The sequence below is a fragment of the Bradyrhizobium sp. USDA 3650 genome, from assembly GCF_054057395.1.
The window spans coordinates 6,889,150-6,909,468 of the sequence record NZ_JBSRZG010000001.1 but is presented as its reverse complement, the minus strand read 5'-3'; the positions used below and the strand labels follow the sequence as shown (position 1 = coordinate 6,909,468).

Annotated in this window: 17 protein-coding genes; 6 read left to right on the top strand and 11 right to left on the bottom strand. The window is 64.6% G+C overall.

Annotation, left to right across the window (positions count from 1 at the left end; genetic code table 11):
- Positions 1 to 173: 173 nt before the first annotated feature.
- From ACVIN2_RS32400 to ACVIN2_RS32360, 9 genes are all read right to left on the bottom strand, one after another.
- Positions 174 to 1,109, bottom strand: a complete 936-nt coding sequence (locus ACVIN2_RS32400; protein ID WP_456768688.1) for an acyltransferase domain-containing protein — start codon at positions 1,107 to 1,109, stop codon at positions 174 to 176.
- A gap of 9 nt (positions 1,110 to 1,118) precedes the next feature.
- The gene (locus tag ACVIN2_RS32395) at positions 1,119 to 2,069 is read right to left on the bottom strand and encodes an AEC family transporter (RefSeq protein WP_456768687.1); all 951 of its coding nucleotides are present in this window, start codon (positions 2,067 to 2,069) and stop codon (positions 1,119 to 1,121) included.
- On the bottom strand, positions 2,066 to 2,947 hold the full coding sequence (gene mdcB, locus ACVIN2_RS32390) for a triphosphoribosyl-dephospho-CoA synthase MdcB (RefSeq protein ID WP_456768686.1): 882 nt from the start codon (positions 2,945 to 2,947) through the stop codon (positions 2,066 to 2,068). The genes ACVIN2_RS32395 and mdcB overlap by 4 nt, the downstream gene beginning before the upstream one ends.
- Positions 2,944 to 3,624, bottom strand: a complete 681-nt coding sequence (mdcG, locus tag ACVIN2_RS32385) for a malonate decarboxylase holo-[acyl-carrier-protein] synthase (RefSeq protein WP_456768685.1) — start codon at positions 3,622 to 3,624, stop codon at positions 2,944 to 2,946. Before mdcG ends, mdcB begins: the two co-directional genes overlap by 4 nt.
- Positions 3,599 to 4,321, bottom strand: a complete 723-nt coding sequence (mdcE, locus tag ACVIN2_RS32380; protein ID WP_456768684.1) for a biotin-independent malonate decarboxylase subunit gamma — start codon at positions 4,319 to 4,321, stop codon at positions 3,599 to 3,601. Before mdcE ends, mdcG begins: the two co-directional genes overlap by 26 nt.
- Complete coding sequence (locus ACVIN2_RS32375; protein ID WP_456768683.1) at positions 4,308 to 5,246, bottom strand: biotin-independent malonate decarboxylase subunit beta; 939 nt, start codon at positions 5,244 to 5,246, stop codon at positions 4,308 to 4,310. The genes mdcE and ACVIN2_RS32375 overlap by 14 nt, the downstream gene beginning before the upstream one ends.
- Positions 5,243 to 5,560 (bottom strand): malonate decarboxylase acyl carrier protein, encoded by a 318-nt coding sequence (gene mdcC / locus ACVIN2_RS32370; RefSeq protein WP_456768682.1) that lies wholly within the window; start codon positions 5,558 to 5,560, stop codon positions 5,243 to 5,245. The genes ACVIN2_RS32375 and mdcC overlap by 4 nt, the downstream gene beginning before the upstream one ends.
- A gap of 10 nt (positions 5,561 to 5,570) precedes the next feature.
- Complete coding sequence (gene mdcA, locus ACVIN2_RS32365; protein ID WP_456768681.1) at positions 5,571 to 7,217, bottom strand: malonate decarboxylase subunit alpha; 1,647 nt, start codon at positions 7,215 to 7,217, stop codon at positions 5,571 to 5,573.
- 134 nt (positions 7,218 to 7,351) lie between these two features.
- On the bottom strand, positions 7,352 to 8,137 hold the full coding sequence (locus ACVIN2_RS32360) for an alpha/beta hydrolase (protein WP_456768680.1): 786 nt from the start codon (positions 8,135 to 8,137) through the stop codon (positions 7,352 to 7,354).
- A 297-nt stretch (positions 8,138 to 8,434) separates the two neighbouring features.
- Between ACVIN2_RS32360 and ACVIN2_RS32355 the strand changes: the two genes are divergently transcribed.
- The 5 genes from ACVIN2_RS32355 to ACVIN2_RS32335 all read left to right on the top strand — a co-directional run bounded on the left by ACVIN2_RS32355 (position 8,435) and on the right by ACVIN2_RS32335 (position 15,393).
- The gene (locus ACVIN2_RS32355) at positions 8,435 to 8,776 is read left to right on the top strand and encodes a hypothetical protein (RefSeq protein ID WP_456768679.1); all 342 of its coding nucleotides are present in this window, start codon (positions 8,435 to 8,437) and stop codon (positions 8,774 to 8,776) included.
- Positions 8,777 to 8,995: 219 nt separating this feature from the next.
- Entirely contained in the window at positions 8,996 to 9,454 is a 459-nt protein-coding gene (locus tag ACVIN2_RS32350; RefSeq protein WP_456768678.1) for a hypothetical protein, read from the top strand.
- Positions 9,455 to 9,474: 20 nt separating this feature from the next.
- Positions 9,475 to 10,647 (top strand): efflux RND transporter periplasmic adaptor subunit, encoded by a 1,173-nt coding sequence (locus ACVIN2_RS32345; RefSeq protein WP_456768677.1) that lies wholly within the window; start codon positions 9,475 to 9,477, stop codon positions 10,645 to 10,647.
- On the top strand, positions 10,644 to 13,787 hold the full coding sequence (locus ACVIN2_RS32340; RefSeq protein ID WP_456768676.1) for an efflux RND transporter permease subunit: 3,144 nt from the start codon (positions 10,644 to 10,646) through the stop codon (positions 13,785 to 13,787). Before ACVIN2_RS32345 ends, ACVIN2_RS32340 begins: the two co-directional genes overlap by 4 nt.
- 109 nt (positions 13,788 to 13,896) lie before the next feature.
- Positions 13,897 to 15,393 (top strand): sensor histidine kinase, encoded by a 1,497-nt coding sequence (locus ACVIN2_RS32335; RefSeq protein ID WP_456768675.1) that lies wholly within the window; start codon positions 13,897 to 13,899, stop codon positions 15,391 to 15,393.
- 22 nt (positions 15,394 to 15,415) lie between these two features.
- On the opposite strand, the gene ACVIN2_RS32330 is transcribed toward ACVIN2_RS32335, so the two are convergent.
- Positions 15,416 to 17,710 (bottom strand): FdhF/YdeP family oxidoreductase, encoded by a 2,295-nt coding sequence (locus tag ACVIN2_RS32330; RefSeq protein WP_456768674.1) that lies wholly within the window; start codon positions 17,708 to 17,710, stop codon positions 15,416 to 15,418.
- Positions 17,711 to 17,959: 249 nt separating this feature from the next.
- Here ACVIN2_RS32330 and ACVIN2_RS32325 point away from each other — a divergent pair, with 249 nt between their 5' ends.
- Positions 17,960 to 19,207 carry an oxalate decarboxylase family bicupin gene (locus tag ACVIN2_RS32325; protein WP_456768673.1) on the top strand — a complete coding sequence of 416 codons (1,248 nt, stop codon included), beginning with the start codon at positions 17,960 to 17,962 and terminating at the stop codon, positions 19,205 to 19,207.
- Positions 19,208 to 19,290: 83 nt separating this feature from the next.
- Here ACVIN2_RS32325 and cydB read toward each other — a convergent pair whose 3' ends face one another.
- Positions 19,291 to 20,277 (bottom strand): cytochrome d ubiquinol oxidase subunit II, encoded by a 987-nt coding sequence (gene cydB, locus ACVIN2_RS32320; protein ID WP_456768672.1) that lies wholly within the window; start codon positions 20,275 to 20,277, stop codon positions 19,291 to 19,293.
- Positions 20,278 to 20,319: the final 42 nt, after the last annotated feature.

Genomic DNA, 20,319 nt, shown 5'->3' with positions numbered 1-20,319 from the left:
ACGGGATCGGCGATGCTGTGCGTGTTAGGTGACCAAGACCCCCCAAGTCACCGCTCGAGCCTCTCTCCTCCCTGGGCATACGAGCATCTAGGGGCCGTCCTCCCCCAAGGACGGCCCCCTTTTTTCGACAGCACCGCACGATCGATTGCGGCCTCTGTTCGGACCAGTCGGCGCTAGGCGCCGAGGTGACGCGCAATCCAGGCGCGGACACCCTGAAGACTCCTGAAATCATCCAGTGAGCGCGCCGGAAATCCCGGCTCGACCTCCGCAACCATCTTGCTGAGCGCCTGTCCCGGTCCAAGCTCGAGAAAAATCGTGGCGCCCGCCTCAAAGCAGCTCTCCAGGCAATTTGCCCACTGCACGGTTTGCGAGATCTGCGCGGCGAGCTTGTCGAGGTCGATCTCGGCGGAGACGACCGTAGCGCCGTCGATACCGCTCAGGATGCGCGCGCCGGCAGCCGGCGGGAACGTGACCTGCGCCGACCGCAACACCTCGCGAAACGCCGCCGCCGCTCCGGCGAGCCGTTCAGTGTGGGAAGCGACCTCGACCGGCAGATCGACGACCATTGCCGCGTGCATCGCCCGCGCCTCTGCGGCGATTGCGTTCAATGCCTCCCGGCTCCCGCCGATCACGAAGGCGTCGCCGGGATTGATGATGGCGATCGCCGCGCCGCAGCGCCCGCAGAGGCGGTCGACGTCGCCACGAGAAAGTCCGCGCACGAAGACCAGGCCATCACCGGCGTGCGTGAAGGCGTCCATGGCCTCCGCACGGCGCGCGACGAGGTCGAGCGTGACGGTCGCTTCGAACAACCCGGCGCCCCAGGCCGCAACCTCGCCGACGCTATAGCCGGCGATGACGGCGCCATGCGGAATGACATCCTTGAGCGCCGCCGTGGCGGCCAGCGCCTGCAAGGTGCACAGGATCTGGCTGGCGCGGTTGCGATGCAGGGCCTCGTCGGGCTCGCTGCGCACGAAATCGCGCGGATCCCTGCCGCCGAGCAATGTCGCCGTATGGGCAAACAGGTGCGCAGCTTCCGGTGCGTCGCCGGTAAGGGCGAACATCTCCCGGTGCTGCCTGCCTTGCCCCGAGCACAGGATCGCAAGCGTCATCGCCGTCGCCTAGTTCGGAAAGAGCGTTGCGATCGCAATCGCCAGGGTCACGACACTGAACGCGGTACTCGCAATGACCATGGATCCCGCCCTGGCGGAATCCAGCCGGTAGTTGACGGCGAACAGGATGCCGAAAAAGCCGGAAGGTACGGCGGCGAGCAGAATGGCCGTCTTCGCGACATCCGGCGCGACCGGAATGACGCGAATGACCGCGACTGCCAACAGCGGGCGCACGATGTCCGAGGCCAATGTTGCAGCGACGACCTTCCAGTCCAGTCGAAACGACTGCGCCGACAGAATGGCTCCGGTGAGGAACAAGGCGACGCCGGCAGCCGAACTTCCAATCAGCGCGAGGCTTGCACGGGCCAACGCGTCGAGGCTCACATCAGATAACGAGAACAGGATGCCAAGCGCCGGCGCGAGCACCACCGGCTTGGTGATCGCACGCCGAATTGCTCTCAGGACCTGCCGTGCCGCCATTTGCTCGCCGCGAGCCTTGGCGGCGCCCATTTCCGCTATGATCAGGGTCAGCGGACTGATGAGGATCGAGCCCGCCGCCAATGCGACGGCAACCGGCACAGTGCCGGCCGGCCCCACGACTGACGTCATGATCGGAAGGCCCACGCCGGCGAGATTCGGAAAGCCGATCGTCAATGCCTGTAACGATGCCTCCGACCGGGGCACCTTGGAAAAGCTGCGTGCAGCAAAATACCAGGTGAGATAGAGCAGCAGCATCGTCACGCCGAGCACCAGAAAGAGCGGGATCTGCTCGATCATCTCGCGGCGCGACGCCGAGGCTGTCGCCGCGAACAGCGACGCCGGCAGCGCGAAATCCATCACCAATGCGTTGAGGGCGTCGACGTGAAGATTGTCGACGATATGAAATTTTCCGGCGGCGTATCCCAGCAATAGAACGAAGAAGACCGGCACCAGCGCCATCAGGATAGCGTTGGACATCATGGAATCGGCCTTTCATGGGCGTCGACAAAGAGTGTCATTGCAAGCAGGTCGGCCGATCCACCCGGGCTGAGGCGACGGGCAACGAAGCTTTCGTGGATCGACTGCGCCTGTGCACGCCAGCCGGACGCGCCGACGCCGCCTGAAGCGATGAAGCGACGCGCCGCATCATGCGCAAAGCGAAGGCCGTCGAGCCCGCCGCGATGCAGGAGGTTGGTGTCTTCGACGAACGCGATCAGAGCAAGGCACGCCTCGACCCGGGCAGCTTCCATATTCTCCGGCAGGACCGACGCGGCCCTGCGCAACGCCGGCAAGCCGATTCCGTAGACACTGGGAAATCCGTTCGCGGCCTCGATACGCGCACCGCCCGCGCGAAAACGGCGGCGCGCCACGCTGCCATGGCTGTGCAGCAACACTGGACCGCCGAGGATGCTGTCGCCCCACAGGCGCGCCACGACATCGCCGAGCGGAAGCGCGGGATCGACCAACCCGCCGGCTTTCGCGCCGGCCGCCGCGCACAGCAGGCCGAGCCCGAAGATGGCGCCGCGGTGGGTGTTGATCCCCGACGTCGCATTGAACATGGCGCGCTCCGCCTCAAGGCCGATGATGCGCAGCCGCCCCATGCCGCAGCCAAGCGCGCCCGCGTCGGCCAGCTGTTGCAGATAGGGCCTGATCGCCGCAGCGCTGCGACGAAACGTGCCCGCATCCATATCGTCGTGGCTGCCATTGTCGACATGGCTCACCAGACCCGGCTTCGGCCAGGTTTCGAGCTCCTTGACGAGGCAATCGGCGGCGACGGCGCCGATGGCAGAGACATCAGGCGCGATCTGCGGCCGGCGCAGGGATGGCCGTTCCACGCCTCTTGCGGCCGTGGTGATCATGATGCCATCGCTCCCGACATGAATTGATGCCTGCCGAGCAGGACCACCCGCTCGATGCTCTTGACCAGAAGCTCGCTCGCGCCGCCGTGGAATTCGCGCCAGTTGACCGCAGCGCCGTCGGCACCCATCAACTCGCCATCGAGCCGCATCGGCGCGCCGGTCTCGATCACGGCGACATCGGCGACGAAGCGATCGATGTCAGTTTCGCGGCGAAACTCGAACAGGACATCGAGGTCGGAACGGCCGGTAACGTAGTCGAGCCCGGTCAGCGCCTGCCAGGCCAGGCTGCCGAACACGCGCACGTCCACCGCATGGCGAAGTGCCAGCCCGTCGAGCCGGTCGAGCGCGGGCCACCAGTTGCGCGGCGCGTAAGCCCGCGTCTGCCGCAGCAACGGCGGCCTCGCGACCGAGGCGACGTGGTCGATATCGACCAGAAGCGAGATCCGCTTCTTGCCGGCCGAAGGCGGCAAGGGCAGGCCCAAGGCGAGGCCGGTCGCCTCGGATGGCAAAGCGCGTCGCCTGACCGTCGGCCATCTCATCCGAGGCCAGCGCGCCAGAAGGGACTCGGTTGCGAGATCACCGTGCGCATCCAGCATCGCGCGCCAGCCTGCGGGGCTGACGAAGACGAGGTCGTGACGACCGGGTGGCCGTTCACCGGGTTTGCAGGGCGAGGTCACGAACGCGCTCCGCGATATCGACGGCCTTCAGCCGGCCACCGCGCTCCTTGCCGAGCGCATCCCGCCGATCCTGCCCAGCAGGCATGTCGGCGAGCAGCGCCTCCAGCTGGTCGGCGAGCGAATTGGCATTGCTCCACGTCATGTGAACGGCGCCCATTTGCGCGAGATTGGACAGGCCCGGCGCGAACACCGGGGTCGACTTCGCCTTCTCCTGCAGCGCCTCAATCGACAGCTTGGTGACCTTCGCCATCGACGGCAGGTCCATCACTGCGGGATCGGCCCCGGGCAATCCGACCAGCACGCGTGTCGCAAGACCCGTCGCAAGCAGAGCGCCCGCAGCCGAGTGGCCGTAGAGAAGACCGATCGTCGGACGGCCGTACATGTCCGCGTGGATCAGCACCTTGGCCAGATGCGCGAGGAACTCGTTCAGTCCGAGCAATTCGTCACGCTTGCTCATGCGCTGGCTGTCGCTGTCGACGAGGACCAGAATCGGCCCGGAGTCCCGGTCGATCGACTCCAGGACGTGGCCCGACAGCCTGATCGCTTCGTCGACGCCTAGCGCCGTCCGGTCTGCAACACCAAGCACGAGGATCCGGCCGCCGGATCGCAGCGTCGCCGAGCCGAGGATGACGCCCTTGTCGTTCCTCACCTCATGGCCGGCGGGAAAGAGCGAAGCGAGGATATCATCGAGCGTCACGGCTGTTCCTCCCGATCCGGTTGGCAAGGGCAATGAATTCATCGGCCGGCAGCTCGGGAACGGCTTCGGCATGCGCGATGCCTTCCGCCGTCCAGATGTCCACGGCATCACCGCAGTCACCGAAGCTGCGCAGCCGGTCGGCAAGCCGCCGCTGCTCGGCCTTCAGCCTGTCGAGACCGAAAGGTCCAACCAGGCCGAGCAGCTCCAGCGCGGCCTCGCGAAAATCCTGCACATTGTCGTCGGCGAAAACATCGGCGGCACCGAGCAGACGGCGATGCTTGCCTCCCATGGTCCGCCAGACCAAGGCGCGATCGCGGGAATCGAACTCCTCGACGCCGCGATTGGTCTCGATCACTTCGGGGCCCGACACCGCGATGCGCCCGGGTTCCGACACGGCCAGCGCGGAGCAACAGCCCGCGATCAGGCCACCGCCGCCATAGCAGCCGGACCTGCCGCCGATCAGACCGATGACCTTCACGCCGGCGCTGCGCGCTTCCATCACGGCGCGCATGATCTCGGCGATAGCAAGCTCGCCGGCATTCGCCTCCTGCAAGCGGACGCCGCCCGTATCAAACAGGATCAGGACGGGGGTCGAGCCGATCTGGCGCGCGGCGCGGAGCAGCCCGATCAGCTTGGCGCCATGCACCTCGCCAAACGCGCCGCCCATGAAGCGGCCTTCCTGCGCGGCGACGAACACCGGCGAGCCGTCGAGGCGGCCGTGACCGACGACGATGCCGTCGTCGAATTGCTCGGGAAGATCGAATATCTTCAGATGCGGGCTGACCTCGCGCCGCTCCGGACCAATGAACTCGACGAAGCTGCCGGCGTCGAGCAGCAGCTCCAGTCGCGTGCGGGCCGACGCCTCGTAGAAGCTGGTGCTGCGGGCCCGTTCGGCCGGGCTGATGTCCTTGAGCGGAGCGATCATTGGCCGGCCTCCGCGATCAAGCGCACCGCCTGCGCCAGCCGCAGCGACACCGTATCCGGACGCGCGCCTCCGTCATTGATCGAGAACTTCAGCCCGCCCGGCGAATAGCGCTCGACGAAATCGCTGATCACGGCACTCCAGACTGCTCCAAAGCCCACGGCCGCAGTCTTGATGTCCACGGCGCATTCCGCATCCGGCAAGCTCCGCTCGACCAGCACTTCCAGATTTCCGGAAGCGACCACGCCGACAATCGCGCTTTGCCTGGTGCCGCCGACTCGCGCGCGAACCTGGTGTTGAAAGTTGAGATCTTCCATGGTCCGTCCCTCACCAATTCCTGAATTTTGACGGCGGTGCGTAGAGTCCGCCCGACCAGCGCACGAGGTCCTTGATCGAGCGCGCCGCCAGCAGGCTGCGATCCGCGTCGAGCGGATTGATGCCGAGATCTTCCGGCCTGCGGATCACGCCGCGCTCGCGTAGGCGCGAGACCATGTTGCGATCGCGCCTGCGACCGACATCAGTGTAGCCGGCGACGCCGCGGATAGCCTGCTCGCGCTCCTGCGCGGTCCGGCACAGCAGGAGATTCGCCACGCCTTCCTCGGTGACGATGTGCGTGACGTCATCGCCATAGATCATGACCGGCGCGAGTTCGAGATTGAGCTTCTCCGCGAGCTCGATCGCATCGAGCTTCTCGACGAACAGCGGCACGTTCTTGTCGCCGAACGTCTCGCCGATCTGCACCACCAGCTTGCGGCCGCACCGTAGCGGCGCCGGACTGTCGGGATCGGCCTCCGCTCCGGCCTTCAGCCAGGGCTCGCTCGGATGACGCCGCCCGCGGGCGTCCGCCCCCATGTTCGGGGCGCCGCCGAAGCCCGCGATGCGCGAGGTGGTGACAGTCGACGAATTTCCTTGCAGATCGATCTGCAGCGTGGAGCCGATGAACATGTCGCAGGCATAGAGCCCGGCGGTCTGGCAGAGCGCGCGGTTGGAGCGCAACGAGCCGTCGGGACCGGTGAAATAGACGTCGGATCTGGCCCGGATGTAGTCGTCCATGCCGACCTCCGAGCCGAACGAGTGGATCTGCCGCACCCAGCCGGACTCGATGGCGGGAATGAGCGCGGGATGCGGATTCAGCGCGAACTGAGTCGCGATGCTGCCCTTCAGCCCCAGCCTCTCACCGAATGTCGGCAGCAGGAGCTCGATCGCGGCCGTGCTGAAGCCGATACCGTGATTGAGCCGCTGCACGCCATAGGGCGCATAGATGCCCTTGATCGCAAGCATCGCCGTCAGGATCTGGCCTTCCGTGATCGCGGCCGGATCGCGCGTGAACAGCGGCTCGACGAAGAACGGCTCGTCGGCCTTGACGATAAAGTGGACACGGTCCGCCGGGATGTCCACGCGCGGAACGGTCTCGACGATCTCGTTGATCTGGGCGATCACGACGCCGTCCTTGAACGCCGTCGCCTCGACCACGGTCGGAGTGTCCTCGGTGTTCGGACCGGTGTAGAGATTTCCCTCGCGATCGGCGCTGACGGCGGCGATCAGCGCGACGTGCGGCGTGAGGTCGATGAAGTAGCGGGCGAACAGCTCCAGATAGGTATGGACCGCGCCGAGCTCGATCTTGCCGCCGAACAGCATGCGCGCGATCCTCGCCGATTGCGGTCCGGAATAAGCATAGTCGAGCCGCTTCGCGACGCCGCGGTCGAACAGGTCCAGATGTTCGGGCAGAACGACACCCGACTGCACCATGTGCAGATCGTTGACCCTGGACAGATCGACCGCCAGCAGCGCGCGGCTCAGCAGATCCGCCTGCTTCTGGTTATCGCCCTCCAGGCAAACCCGGTCGCCCGGTCGGATCACGGCCTCCAGCAGGCGCGTGACGTCGTGTGCTTCGACGACCTTGCCGCGGGCAAAGCCGGCTCCCGCGGCAATGCGCGCATCGCGCGCGGCTCGATTGTTCTGCCAGCTTGTCATGACCGTCATTCCCTCAGACAAGTGCCGCACGATTGCATTCGTGAAATTGCGGGACATTCGGGGCGGCGGGAGTGCTGTCACCCCCGCCGTCCTTCCTTCTGCCGGCCGTGCGTCAGGACCGGCAAAAACGGGCGTCAGCGGGTAGCGGGCTGCGGGATGCTGCGCGCGGCGCGGGCGATCACGGCCGCCACTTCCTTCGGATGAGACTCGTAGACCGAGTGGCTGGCGCCTGGGATTACCGTTGTCTGGCTTTTCGCGCGCTCGTAGTACCAGCGCTCGAGATCCGGATTGATGATCTGATCGCTGCCGGCGACGATGCCCCAGCTCGGCTTGGTCTTCCACGCGGCCGCAGTCAGCGGCGTACTGAACACCTGCGTCGCTGCCAGCACCTGGGATCGCGCGACGAACTCGGCGCGCTCACGCGGCAGATCGGGCGCGAACAGCTTCGGGAATTGCACGGGATCGAGATAGGTGAATTTGTCGGGCGTGACCTTGATGACGCCTTCGGTCTTGCCGAGGACGCTCGGTGTCTTCTTGCCGAGCGCCGATTCGTCCTCGCCGACGTCGGGCGCGTGCGCGGCGACGTAGACCAGGCCGACGACATTGGGATGCACTCCCGCCTCTGTGATGATCGAGCCGCCATAGCTGTGGCCGACGAGGAGCGTCGGGCCGTCCTGGAGATCGAGGATGCGCTTTGCTGCCGTGACGTCGTCTGCAAATGTCGTCTCGGGCTCCTGCACCATGGTGACGCGGAAACCTTCCTTGGTCAGGATCTCGTAGACCGGCTTCCAGCCGGACGCATCCACCCAGGCGCCGTGCACCAGGACGATATTTTTCAGGGGTTCGGCGCGCGCGGGGGCAACGGTCGCCATCAAGGAGAGCGCAGCGGCAAAGGCGAGACCAGCGTTGAGGTATTTCATGTCAGGATCACTCCGGGTTGGAATGACGTGACACTAATTTCGAGGCTTGCCTGCGTATTTCGGCAAACAACTGTCCTTGCCACTTCGCACGCCGCAGCACGCAAGCTGCGACAATCAGCGCCCGAACATCATCCCGAGATGCAACTCTAACCGAAGGCCCATGTCATGCACACTGACGTTCATGACATGATTTCTCGCGAGCGTGAACGGCCGGCGTTCGGACATGAAAGACGATCGATGCGCACTCTGTCATTCACTACAACGTTCATGACGTCACTCCAAACATAGGATCGACCAATGACCTCCACCGCAACGTGCCGGGCCGCCCTCTTCGTCCTGCTCAGCGCAACAATGCCGGCTCATGCCGGCACCTGCACGGATGACATCGCGCAAACCCAAGCCCAGCTGGATCTGGCCATCGAGAAGGACGCGGGCTCCCACGGCTGGAAGCCGGAGAGCCTCAACGCGCTGCGCAGCCGTCAACCGACGCCCCGCTCGCTCGCCGAAGCCGAAGGGAGCAACGGCGTCGATTTCACTGATGCGCTCGATTCGCTCGAGCGCGCGCGCGCCGCCAATCGCACCGGCGATATCGCCGCGTGCAGCCAGGAGATCGCGCACGCGCGCGCCATCCTGAGATAGCGAAAGCCGTTTTAGGGCCGACGACGCGGCGACGCGCCAAAATGGTCGCGCGAAAGAGAATGAGACGGGCGAAGCACGTGTTACGCCTCGCCGTCGTGCAGCCGGGGAGCAGGACGTGCGTTCTCGAAATACCCGCGCTCCCGCGGCTTCCTATTGTTCGATCGCAGTCAGCCGGAGTTTTCAGCCATGCGACAACGGCATTCAACATATAAGTGTGTGATGCTTGCGATCGCCATGCTGTGGCTGGTCCCGGCTGCGGCCAACGCTCAAACAACGATGCCGGGCATGCAGCCGCCTGCCGGAATGCTTGCGACGTCGCCGCTCAACCCGCAATCCACGCGACCTGTAGGCATCCCGCTGGGATCGACCGAGATCGCAACGCCCGGCATCTCGCCGATCAATCCCGTGCAAAGCACGATGGGCTGTGCCGGGTCCGGCAACGCCGGATCCAGCGGAGCATTGTTCGACGGCGGCGGGCTGTCCGGCACCTCGTCGACCAATTGCGCCGGCAGCAGCGTGGCACCGTCGTCCCTGCCCTCGACATCGACGGTCGGGCGCGTCGGAATTCCGCTGGGCTCCACCGAAATTGGCGGCGCCGGAATTAGTCCGTCCGTGCCGGTGCCCGGCCCCACATCCATGGGCAGCACGACGTCGATCGACGGCTCCGGCAATCCCTGAGATCAAGAAGGACCATCGCCGTGAAACGGACCCTCACCATTGTGATCGTTACTCTCGCCGTGATCCTGGCCGGCGCGGGCTTCTGGTTTTTCGGCACCGACCAGAAGCCGGCCGTAGCCGCCGCACCCGTGCCCACCGCCGTGCCGGTGGTCGCCGCCACCATCACGGGCAAGGACGTGCCGATCTATCTGCGCGGCATCGGCACGGTGATCGCCTACAACACCGACGTCGTGCGCAGCCAGATCCAGGGGCAGATCGTCAAGATCGCCTTCACGGAAGGACAGACCGTCAAGGCCGGCGACCTCCTCGCCCAGATCGATCCGCGTCCTTACGAAGCGCAGATCGAGCAGCTGACGGCCAATCGCGACAGGGACCAGGCGCAACTGACGAATGCCGAGGCCAATCTCTCCCGCTACAATCAGCTCGGCGACAAGGGCTACGCGACGCCGCAACTGATCGAGACGCAGACCGCGCAGGTGGCCCAGCTAAAGGCCGCCGTCAAAGCGGACCAGGCCCAGATCGACGAGGCCGACGTCCAGCTCAGCTACACGCGCCTGACGTCGGCCATTCCCGGCATCACCGGCGTTCGCCAGATCGATGTCGGCAACGTGATTCACCCGACCGACCCCAACGGTCTCGTCGTCGTCACCCAGATCGAGCCGATCTCGCTGCTCTTCACGCTGCCGCAGACCGACCTGCCCGTGATCCAGGAGCACGTCGCAAAGGGTGAGCTGAAGGTCATCGCCTACAGCCAGGACAACAAGACGAAGCTCGACGAAGGCACGCTGCTGCTGGTCAACAACGAGATCGCGGGGACCACCGGCACCGTGCAGCTCAAGGCGATGTTCCCGAACCATGAGCACCGGCTGTGGCCGGGCCAGCTGGTGAACGCGCGCCTGCTGCTCGAGATCCGGAAGGGCGCGCTCACCGTCGCCGGTTCGGCCGTACAGCAGGGGCCGAACGGCAGCTATGTCTATGTCGTGACCGGCGGCGAGACGGCCGCCTTGCGTCCCGTTCACGTCGCACAAATCAGCGATGGCCAAGCCCTGATCGACCAGGGACTGAAATCCGGCGACGTCGTCGTGATCGACGGCCAGTACCGGCTCGCGGAAGGCAGTCGCGTTCGCGAGCTGCACGGCAGGGCCGCGCGTGAAGCCGACCTGCAAAGCGCCGTGCAGGACGCAATCCCATGAACCTCTCCGCCCCCTTCATCCTGCGGCCGATCGCAACCGCCCTGCTGATGGCGGGCTTGCTGCTGTGCGGGCTTGCCGCCTATCCGCTGCTGCCAGTCGGCGCGCTGCCGAACGTCAACTATCCAACCATCCAGATCTCGGCGCAATTGCCCGGCGCCGACCCCGGAACGATCGCCTCGTCGCTGGCCACGCCGCTCGAGCAGCAGCTCAGCCAGATCCCCGGCGTCACCCAGCTCACCTCGTCCAGCGCGCTTGGCGTGGCCCAGCTCACGGTGCAATTCGAGCTGTCGCGCACTGTGGATAGTGCGGCAGTGGACGTGCTGGCCGCGATCAATGCCGCGAGCCCGTTCCTGCCGCCGAACATCCCCTACCCCCCGACGATCCGGAAGGTGAATCCGGCGGAGACGCCGATCATGCTGATCGCGCTGACGTCGGACTCGCTGCCGCTGACCACGGTCGACGCTTATGCGGAGAACATCCTGCTGCCGAAGATTTCGCAGGTGCCGGGCGTCGGTCTCGTCGGCATCGGCGGCCAGCAGAAGCCCGCGATCCGCGTTCGCGTCAATCCGCAGGCGCTCGCCGCCCGCGGCATCGGCCTCGAAGACGTCCGCACCGTGATCGCCGGCGCCAATGTCGACCTGCCCAAGGGCACGCTCAACAGCCCGCGCGTCACCTATACGCTGAACACCAACGATCAGCTGCTCAAGCCCGCCGCCTATGAAGACCTCATCATCGCCTATCGCAACGGCTCGCCGGTGCGGATAGGCGACATCGGCACGGCGGTCGACGGATCGGAGAACAACCTTCTGGCCGGCTGGTACGGCAAGGATCCCGCCATCATCCTGGCGGTGCAGCGCGTTCCCGGCGCCAACGTGATCGAGACCGTCGACCGCATCAAGAAGCTGCTGCCGCAACTGCAGGCCTCCGTTCCCCCGGCAATCAAGGTGACGATCGCCGCCGACCGCACCGCCACCATCCGCGCCGCCGTCTCCGACGTTCAATTCACGCTGATGCTGACGGTCGCGTTGGTCGTGATGGTCATATTCCTGTTCCTGCGGAATCTCTGGGCCACCATTATCCCGGCGATCACGGTTCCCCTGTCGCTGGTCGGCACGTTCGCGGTGCTTTACGTGCTCGGCTACAGCCTCGACAACCTCTCGCTGATGGCGCTGTCGATCGCGGTCGGCTTCGTGGTCGACGATGCCGTCGTCGTCATCGAGAACATCGTGCGCCATCTCGAGCAGGGCATGACGCCGATGGAGGCCGCGCTCAGGGGTTCTAGCGAAATCGGCTTCACGATCGTCTCCATCACCCTGTCGCTGATCGCGGTGTTTATCCCGCTGTTTTTGATGGGCGGTTACGTCGGCAAGCTGTTCCAGGAATTCGCCGTCACGATCACCGCCTCGCTGCTGTTGTCGCTCATCATCTCGCTGACGCTGACGCCGATGATGTGCGCGCGGCTGCTGAAGGACGAATCGCGCAAGAAGCATGGCCGGGTTTACCTCGCCTTCGAACGCGGTTTCGATGCCCTGCTCGCGCTCTATGCGAGCGGCCTGCGAATCGTGCTGCGCCATCGCTTTGTGACGCTGCTGGTGATGCTCTCGACCATCGCGCTGACCGGCTATCTCTACGTGATCATTCCGAAAGGCTTCTTTCCGCAGCAGGACACCGGGCAGATCGTCGGCATCACCGAAGCCGCACAGGACATCTCCTTCCCCGCGATGTCCGAACGCCAGCAGGCGGTCGTCGACATCCTCTCGAAGGATCCGGCGGTCCAGTCGGTGGCGAGCTATATCGGCCCGGGCGGTCCGACCGCGACACTCAACCAGGGACGCATCTTTATCGTCCTGAAGCCGAAGCCGGAGCGCAAGGCCAGTGCCGATCAGATCATCGAACGGCTGGGACCTGCGCTGTCGCATATTCAGGGCATCAGACTTTACATGCAGGCCGCGCAGGACATCACCATCGGCGCCCGGCTGTCGAAGACGCAATATCAGTACACGCTGACGGATGCCGATTCAAACGAGCTCACCAACTGGTCGGCGATCTTCCTGGCAAAACTGCGCGCGCTCGATCTCATCACCGACGTCGCGAGCGACCAGGCCAATGCGGGCCCGCGGCTCGAGGTCACCGTCAATCGCGAGGTCGCATCGAGCTTCGGCATACTGCCGACGACGATCGATAACACGCTCGACGACGCCTTCGGCCAGCGCATCGTCTCCACCATGTTCACCTCGCTGAACCAGTACCATGTCGTGATGGAAGTCGATCCGCGTTTCCAGTACGGCCCCGAAGCGCTGAAGGACATCTACCTGAACTCGGCCACCGGCCAGCAGGTCCCCCTGAGCACACTGGTTCACAGCGTGATCAAGCCCGCGCCGATCCTGATCAATCACCAGAGCCTGTTCCCCTCGGTGACGATCTCGTTCAACCTCAAGCCCGGCGTCGCGTTGGGCGATGCCGTGACCGCGATCCAGACCATCGAGAAGAGCACCCGAAAGCCCGCCTCACTCTCGACCTCGTTCCAGGGCAATGCGCAGGCGTTCCAGTCCTCCCTATCGGGCACGCCGTTATTGATCGGGGCGGCGCTGATCGTGATCTACATCATCCTCGGCGTGCTCTATGAGAGCCTGATCCACCCCATTACGATCCTGTCGACGCTGCCTTCGGCTGGCATCGGCGCGCTGCTGCTGCTGCTGGCCGTCCACATGGATCTCAGCGTCATCGCCATCATCGGCATCATCCTGCTGATCGGCATCGTCAAGAAGAACGGCATCATGCTGGTCGATTTCGCCCTCGAGGTGGAGCGCCAGCACGGGCTCAGCCCGGAAGAGGCGATCTACCAGGCCTGCACGCTACGCTTCCGCCCGATCCTGATGACGACGATGGCGGCGCTGCTGGGCGGCGTGCCGCTGATGATCGGCAGCGGTACCGGCGCGGAGCTGCGCCAGCCGCTCGGCTATACGATCGTCGGCGGCCTGATGCTGTCGCAGGTCCTGACGCTCTACACGACGCCCGTCGTCTATCTCTATCTGGACCGGCTCAGCAACTGGCTGACCGGGCGCAAGCCGCGGGCGGCCGAGCCATCCACCCCATCCACAAGCGAAGCAGCCACAGGATTGCGCCATGAATCCGCCTGAGCAGGTAACCGCCCGCATCATACCAGCACGATCACGGCTTCGTGCGTTTTGACAAAGCGTCGACGAAAACGCAAAAGACCGCTCTTCGGCGGGGCGTTAGACCTTCCGCATGACGCTCGAACGCCTGGATGGCGCTAACTCCCTACAGCCCCAGCGATGGTGGCGCCGTTTGCTGCCGATCCAGACAATACAGGATCGGATTCTGCTGTGGGCCTGGGGCAGCCTGGTTTTGACCCTGCTGTCCTTCGCCTGTTCACTGCTTGGAGACAATTTTACGGCGATCGCTTTCGCTGCTTTCCTAGCCGCTTCGCTGACGCTCGTCGGCGCGATCATGGACATCACCGCCCAGAAGAAGGCCCACGCCGAGCTGGAGCGGAGCGAGCAGCGCTACCGCCATTTGTTCAGCCGCATGCCGATCGCGTTTCGTCAGCTCGATGCCAGCAGGCTGGTCGTGCTGTTCCGGAAATTGCGCGCCGAAGGCGTCAAGGACCTCGGCCCGTATTTCGACAGCCATCCCGAGTTCCTCCGGACCTGCATGGATGCGCTCTCGTTTCAGGAGGCCAACGAAAGGGCGATCCAGATGTTCGGCAGAGGCGTCGACGGCTTTGTCGGACGTTCCATGGCAGAGACCTGGAAGGAACGTCCCGATACGTTCCGGCGGGCCATGGAGTCTCGTTATCGCGGTGAGACGAACTTCGAGGAAGAGACCCAGATGGTCACGTGGGACGGCCGCGTCGTCGACGTTCTCTTCACGACAGCTCGGGTCGGCCCCATCAATGATCTCGAAATAAGCCTGGTCGGCACGATCGACATTTCACAACGCCTTCGCGCCCAGGAAAGGCTCCGGCAGGTGCAGGCGGAGTTCGCACATGCCGCGCGTGTCTCGATGCTCGGCGAGCTCACCGCGTCGATCGCCCACGAAGTGAATCAGCCGCTCGCCGCTATCGCCACCAATGGCGCCGCCGGGCTGCGGTGGCTGAACAGGCCCGTCCCCGATATCCTCGAGATCCGCAAGACCATCGAAAATATCGTCGTGGATACCCAACGAGCCGCGAACATCGTGGCGCGCGTTCACGGGATGGCTTCCCGGAAAGTCCCCGAGCAGGCATCCCTGTCGTTCGACGAGATCATTCGCGAAGCGCTTCTCTTCCTTCGACACGAGATGGAATCCCGCAGCGTGACGATCCTGCACCGGCCTGATCCGACCAGCCCGCAGGTGCTCGGCGACCGCACCCAGCTCCAGCAGGTGATCGTCAATCTGGCCATCAACGCGGTGCAGGCGATGACGCAAGCAGGATGTGACGACCGCAGGATCGTCATCAGCACGGTCACACAGGACGCGACGAAATTGTGCTGCTCCGTGGAGGACAACGGTCCTGGCATCGCCGCCGAACATGTCGATCGGCTGTTTGAGAGCTTTTTCACGACCAAGGACAGCGGCATGGGCATGGGCCTGCCGATCTGCCGGTCGATCGTCGAAGCGCATGGCGGCCGGATCGGCGCCGAAGGCCACGGCGCGAATGGCGGCGCGCGCTTCTGGTTCACGCTACCGATATACGCTTCGCCGGCGGATACGTCGCGCTGCGAGCTCCACGCCGAGACGTGACCGGAGTTTTCCAGGGCTGTCGCTATTCTCCGGTCGCGGCCGAACGCACTAGGCGGACCGGGACGCCCTTGAATGACGGCGTGAAGCTCAGGGGATCACGGGCATAGAGCGGCACCAGCGGATTGGTCTCTGGATAGTACGCCGCACAACAGCCGGTCGGAAAGGCATAGGCGACGACGCGGAAGTTGCGCACAATCCGTTCTGCGCCATCGGTCGAGGCGGTTATCAGATCGACACGGTCGCCGTCGGCAAGCCCGCGCTTCTTCAACTCGTATTCGTTGAGGAAGACCACGTCGCGCTGGCCGAACACGCCGCGATAGCGGTCGGACATCGAGTAGAGCGTCGTGTTGTACTGATCGTGGCTGCGTATGGTGGTGAGCCACAAGAAATCGGGATCGCTCTGCGGCGGGTCCTCGCCGCAACCCGGGAAGACCAAAAAGTTCGCCTTGCCCGACGGCGTCGCCCAGATGCGCTCGCGTGCCGTCGAGATAAGATGGAAGCCGCCGGGGACGCGGATGCGGGCGTTGTAGCCCTGGAAGATCGGGAACACCGCCTCGATCGCATCGCGAATCCGGTCGTAATCAGCCACGAAGCCGTCCCAGTCGACCACCGTACGCTCGCCCAGCGTCGCCTTGGCGACGCCGGCGACGATCGCGATCTCGCTGAGGAGATGCTCCGATGCCGGTTTGTTGCGGCCGGCGGACGCATGCACCATCGACATCGAATCTTCCACCGTGACCGACTGCGGCCCCGATTGCTGCACATCGATCTCGGTGCGGCCGAGGCACGGCAGGATCAGGGCGTCGGCACGGCCATGGATCAGATGGCTGCGGTTGAGCTTGGTCGAGACGTGGACGGTCAGAGCGAGTTTGCCAAGCGCGGCCTGGGTCGCCTGCCAGTCCGGAATGGCTGCGGCGAAATTGCCGCCCATCGCGAAGAAGGCCCTCACCTCGCCGCGGATCATGGCCTCGAGCGCGGTCACCACATTGTGTCCTGGTGCGGCCGGAGGCTTGAAGCCGAAGCGTTGCTCCAGGCGCTCGAGGAAGTCCGCCTTGGGGATCTCCGTGATTCCCACGGTCCGATCGCCCTGCACATTGGAATGACCGCGAACCGGGCAGACGCCGGCGCCATCGCGCCCGACATTGCCGCGCAACAGGGCGAGGTTGGCGATCTGCTGGACGTTGTTCGCACCGCGCCAGTGCTGGGTGATGCCCATTCCGTACACGAGGATGGCGCGCTCGGCCTTCATATAGGCGCCCGCCGCATATTCCATGTCCTCGCGCGTCAGGCCAGACTGACGTTCGATGTCCGGCCATTGCGTGCGTTTGAGATCGTCGATCAGCGCCTCAACTCCGGCGGTGTGGCCACGAATGAAATCCCAGTCCAGGATCTCCGGCTGCTCGGCGGCACGGGCGGCCTCGTCGGCCTCCACCAGGATCTTCATGATCCCCTTGAGGACGGCGACGTCGCCGCCGACCCGCACCTGGAACAGTCTTGAGCTGATCGTCGTCGACGACAGCGTCATCATCTCGACCGGGCTCTGCGGCGCCTGGAAACGTTCCAGCGCCCGCTCACGGAACGGGTTGAACGAGATGATGGAGGCGCCGCGGCGTGCCGCATTGCGCAGGCTGGTCATCATCCGCGGGCTGTTGGTGCCCGGATTCTGGCCGAAGATGAAGATGCAATCGGCCTTGTCGAAATCCTCCAGCAGCACGGTGCCCTTGCTGACGCCGAGCGAGTACGGCAGACCAACGCTGGTCGCCTCGTGGCACATGTTCGAGCAGTCGGGAAAGTTGTTGGTGCCGTATTCGCGCACGAAGAGCTGATAGAGGAAGGCGGCTTCGTTCGAAGTCCGCCCCGACGTGTAGAACTCCGCCATGTTCGGATCCGGCAAGGCCCGGAGCTCGCGACCGATCATATCGAATGCATCGCTCCATTTCACCGGAAGATAGCGGTCGGATACGGCGTCGTAGGCCATCGGATGAGTGAGCCGCCCGACCATTTCGAGATCGTAATCGTTCCAGCCAGCGAGCTCGGTGACGGTATGCTCGGCGAAGAATTCCGGCGTGCAGCGCTTCGATGTTGTCTCCCAAGCGATTGCCTTGCCGCCGTTCTCGCAGAATTCGAATGATGAGGTATGCTTCGGATCGGGCCAGGCACAGCCGGGGCAATCGAAGCCCTCTGGTTGATTCATTCGGCTGAGCGTCGCGGCACCTTTCAGCGGCGCCCGCTGCACCAGAAGCGCCTCGCTGAGCGCCTTCAGTGCGCCCCAGCCGCCGGCGGGTTCGCGATAGGGACGGACCGACTTCGTGGTCATCTCGATATCTCTCGATGTGGCAATTCTCCGGTTCAGTTAAGGATCGCGCAGGCAGAGCCGTCTTTTCAGAACGAAGCCGAATTTCGCAATTGCACACGTTCGATCCCGGGCGGCGGGCCGAAGCAGCCATGCATTCCAGCAAAAACAGCGCCGTTCGCGGAAGCAGAAGCGGCAACCGGAAACTAGGTTGGTCGGCCGGAGCCCCGTCGCTACGGGAGGGCTTTCGACAGTTTTCAGGAGCGACCCAAGATGTTTTCACGACGTGATTTGCTGGCCATGTCCGCGGCAGGCGCCGCCATGGTCGGTTCCAGTGCGCAGGCCGCAACCTTCGGCAATCCGGACGAGCCGCCGCAAGGCGCCGTCAACGCCAAGAGTCCCGGAAGCCTGACCGATCCCGGTCCGCAGAATCTCGAACTGGGCAAGCAATTCCCCTCCGCACAAACTCCGCCGGCGACCGACGTCGGTGGCTTGCCGATGGATTGGGCCTCGTTCAACAATGCGCCGAGGCGCATCCAGAATGGCGGCTGGGCACGGCAAGTCACCGTCGCGGACTTCGCCATCTCGAAGGAGATCTCTGGCGTCAACATGCGACTGTCCGCCGGCGGCATCCGCGAGCTGCATTGGCATCAGGCGGCCGAATGGGCGATCATGACCTACGGCAGCTGCCGCATCACCGTGCTCGACACGCAGGGGCACCCCTATGTCGGCGACCTCAAGGCCGGCGACCTCTGGTATTTCCCACCGGGCGCGCCGCACTCGCTGCAAGGCCTGGGGCCTGATGGTTGCGAATTCGTGATCTGTTTCGACGACGGCCACGCCAATGAGTTCAACACGCTGCTGGTGACGGACTGGCTCGCCCATACGCCGCCCGAGGTGCTCGCGAAGAATTTCGGCGTTCCGGCCGATACCTTCGCGAAGATTCCGCTGCATAATCGCTGGATCTTCCAGGGCACGGTGCCCGGCGATCTCGCCGCCGATCGTGCCGTAATCGCCAAGCATGCCCAGGCACCGCCCTATCCCTTCATCCATTCGCTCGGCAGTTCGGCACCGGTGAAGGAGAGCTCCGCCGGCAGCATCCGCGTCGCCGACAGCAGCAACTTCAAGGTCGCCACCACCGTCGCCGCGGCGCTGGTGACGATGCCGCCGGGAGCGGTCCGGGAGATGCACTGGCATCCGAATGCCGACGAGTGGCAGTACTATATCAAGGGCAAGGCACGGATGACGGTGTTCGACACCGGCCCCAACGCGCTGACGACGGACTTTTCCGCCGGCGACATTGGCTATGTCCGGCGCAATCTCGGTCATTATGTGGAGAACGTCGGCGACACCGAACTGCAGTTCGTCGGTGTGTTTCGTGCGCCTCGCTACGAAGAGGTGTCGCTATCCAACTGGCTGACGCACACGCCTCCCAGCCTGGTCGCCCAGCATTTCAACATCGACGAGAAGCTGATCGCCCAGTGGCCGGACAATGGCCCCGGTGTCATGCCCAAATCCTGAAGCAAAGCCGCATAGGGACCAGAACGAGAAAGGCGCCGAAACCGGCGCCTTTCTTTTTGTCCGCGTTTCGAGCTGTGCAGCGGTCAGTAGTGATCGGCCGCTGGGGCCGCCTTGCCGCGGAAGACGCGATAGCCCACGGCGACATAGAGCAGCATCAGCGGGAATACGAACAGGCCGGCGCCCCAGAACATGAAGGCGAGACTTGCATGAGGCGCCGCGGCCTCGTCGATCGTGATGACGAACGGGATCATGTAGGGCCAGAACGACAGAGCGAGCGTGGCGAAAGCCGCCACGAAGATCAGCGCGACTATGTGGAACGGCCAATAATCGTCATGGACCAGGATGCTCTTGGCCAGCATCGCGGCCGCGCCGGCGCCGATCGCGGGAAACACGAGCAGATAGGGCCGATCGGTCCAGCGCTGCAGAATCGGAAGATGTTCGGCAAGCGCATACGCAAAGACGACGACCAGGAACACCAGGACGCCGGTCGCCAGCGGCGGGATCTGGCTCCGCGCGGCATCCCGAACGGGACCATCACTCTTCCTTACCAGCCAGCAGGCCCCGAGCAGCGAATAGCCGAAGCAGAGTCCGATCCCGCACAGGGCGGAAAAGGCGGTCAGCCAGCCGAGCGTTCCACCGGTATAATCGCCGTTGGAGAACTGAAGTCCTTCGACGAGAGCGCCGACCATCGCGCCCTGCGTGAAGCTCGCCGCAAACGAGCCCGCGACGAAACTGACGTCCCAGACCCAGCGCGAACGGAGCGCTTTGCCGCGAAACTCGAAGGCCACGCCGCGCAGGATCAATCCGAGCAGCATCACGACGACCGGGATATAGAATGCCGACATCACCATGGCGTACACCACGGGAAACGAGCCCCACATGATCACGCCCGTGACGATCAGCCAGGTCTCATTGCCGTCCCAGACCGGAGCGACCGTGCTCAGCATGGCATCTCGCTTCGCCTCACTGCCGGCCAGGCCGAACAGCATGCCGACGCCGAGATCGAACCCGTCGAGGAGGAGATAGATCAGAATGCTGATGGCAAGAAGGGCGACCCAGTACATCACCATGGTTACTCTCCTGCCTCGATATAGCTGCTGGCGGCCGGCACC

Excerpts from the sequence above, each read along its gene's own strand:
- mdcB (WP_456768686.1), bottom strand. The coding sequence starts at position 2,947 with ATGATCACCACGGCCGCAAGAGGCGTGGAACGGCCATCCCTGCGCCGG.
- ACVIN2_RS32400 (WP_456768688.1), bottom strand. The coding sequence starts at position 1,109 with ATGACGCTTGCGATCCTGTGCTCGGGGCAAGGCAGGCAGCACCGGGAG.
- mdcA (WP_456768681.1), bottom strand. The coding sequence starts at position 7,217 with ATGACAAGCTGGCAGAACAATCGAGCCGCGCGCGATGCGCGCATTGCC.
- ACVIN2_RS32340 (WP_456768676.1), top strand. The coding sequence starts at position 10,644 with ATGAACCTCTCCGCCCCCTTCATCCTGCGGCCGATCGCAACCGCCCTG.
- mdcC (WP_456768682.1), bottom strand. The coding sequence starts at position 5,560 with ATGGAAGATCTCAACTTTCAACACCAGGTTCGCGCGCGAGTCGGCGGC.
- ACVIN2_RS32350 (WP_456768678.1), top strand. The coding sequence starts at position 8,996 with ATGCTTGCGATCGCCATGCTGTGGCTGGTCCCGGCTGCGGCCAACGCT.
- ACVIN2_RS32395 (WP_456768687.1), bottom strand. The coding sequence starts at position 2,069 with ATGATGTCCAACGCTATCCTGATGGCGCTGGTGCCGGTCTTCTTCGTT.
- ACVIN2_RS32335 (WP_456768675.1), top strand. The coding sequence starts at position 13,897 with ATGACGCTCGAACGCCTGGATGGCGCTAACTCCCTACAGCCCCAGCGA.
- ACVIN2_RS32330 (WP_456768674.1), bottom strand. The coding sequence starts at position 17,710 with ATGACCACGAAGTCGGTCCGTCCCTATCGCGAACCCGCCGGCGGCTGG.
- cydB (WP_456768672.1), bottom strand. The coding sequence starts at position 20,277 with ATGGTGATGTACTGGGTCGCCCTTCTTGCCATCAGCATTCTGATCTAT.
- ACVIN2_RS32355 (WP_456768679.1), top strand. The coding sequence starts at position 8,435 with ATGACCTCCACCGCAACGTGCCGGGCCGCCCTCTTCGTCCTGCTCAGC.
- ACVIN2_RS32360 (WP_456768680.1), bottom strand. The coding sequence starts at position 8,137 with ATGAAATACCTCAACGCTGGTCTCGCCTTTGCCGCTGCGCTCTCCTTG.
- ACVIN2_RS32375 (WP_456768683.1), bottom strand. The coding sequence starts at position 5,246 with ATGATCGCTCCGCTCAAGGACATCAGCCCGGCCGAACGGGCCCGCAGC.
- ACVIN2_RS32325 (WP_456768673.1), top strand. The coding sequence starts at position 17,960 with ATGTTTTCACGACGTGATTTGCTGGCCATGTCCGCGGCAGGCGCCGCC.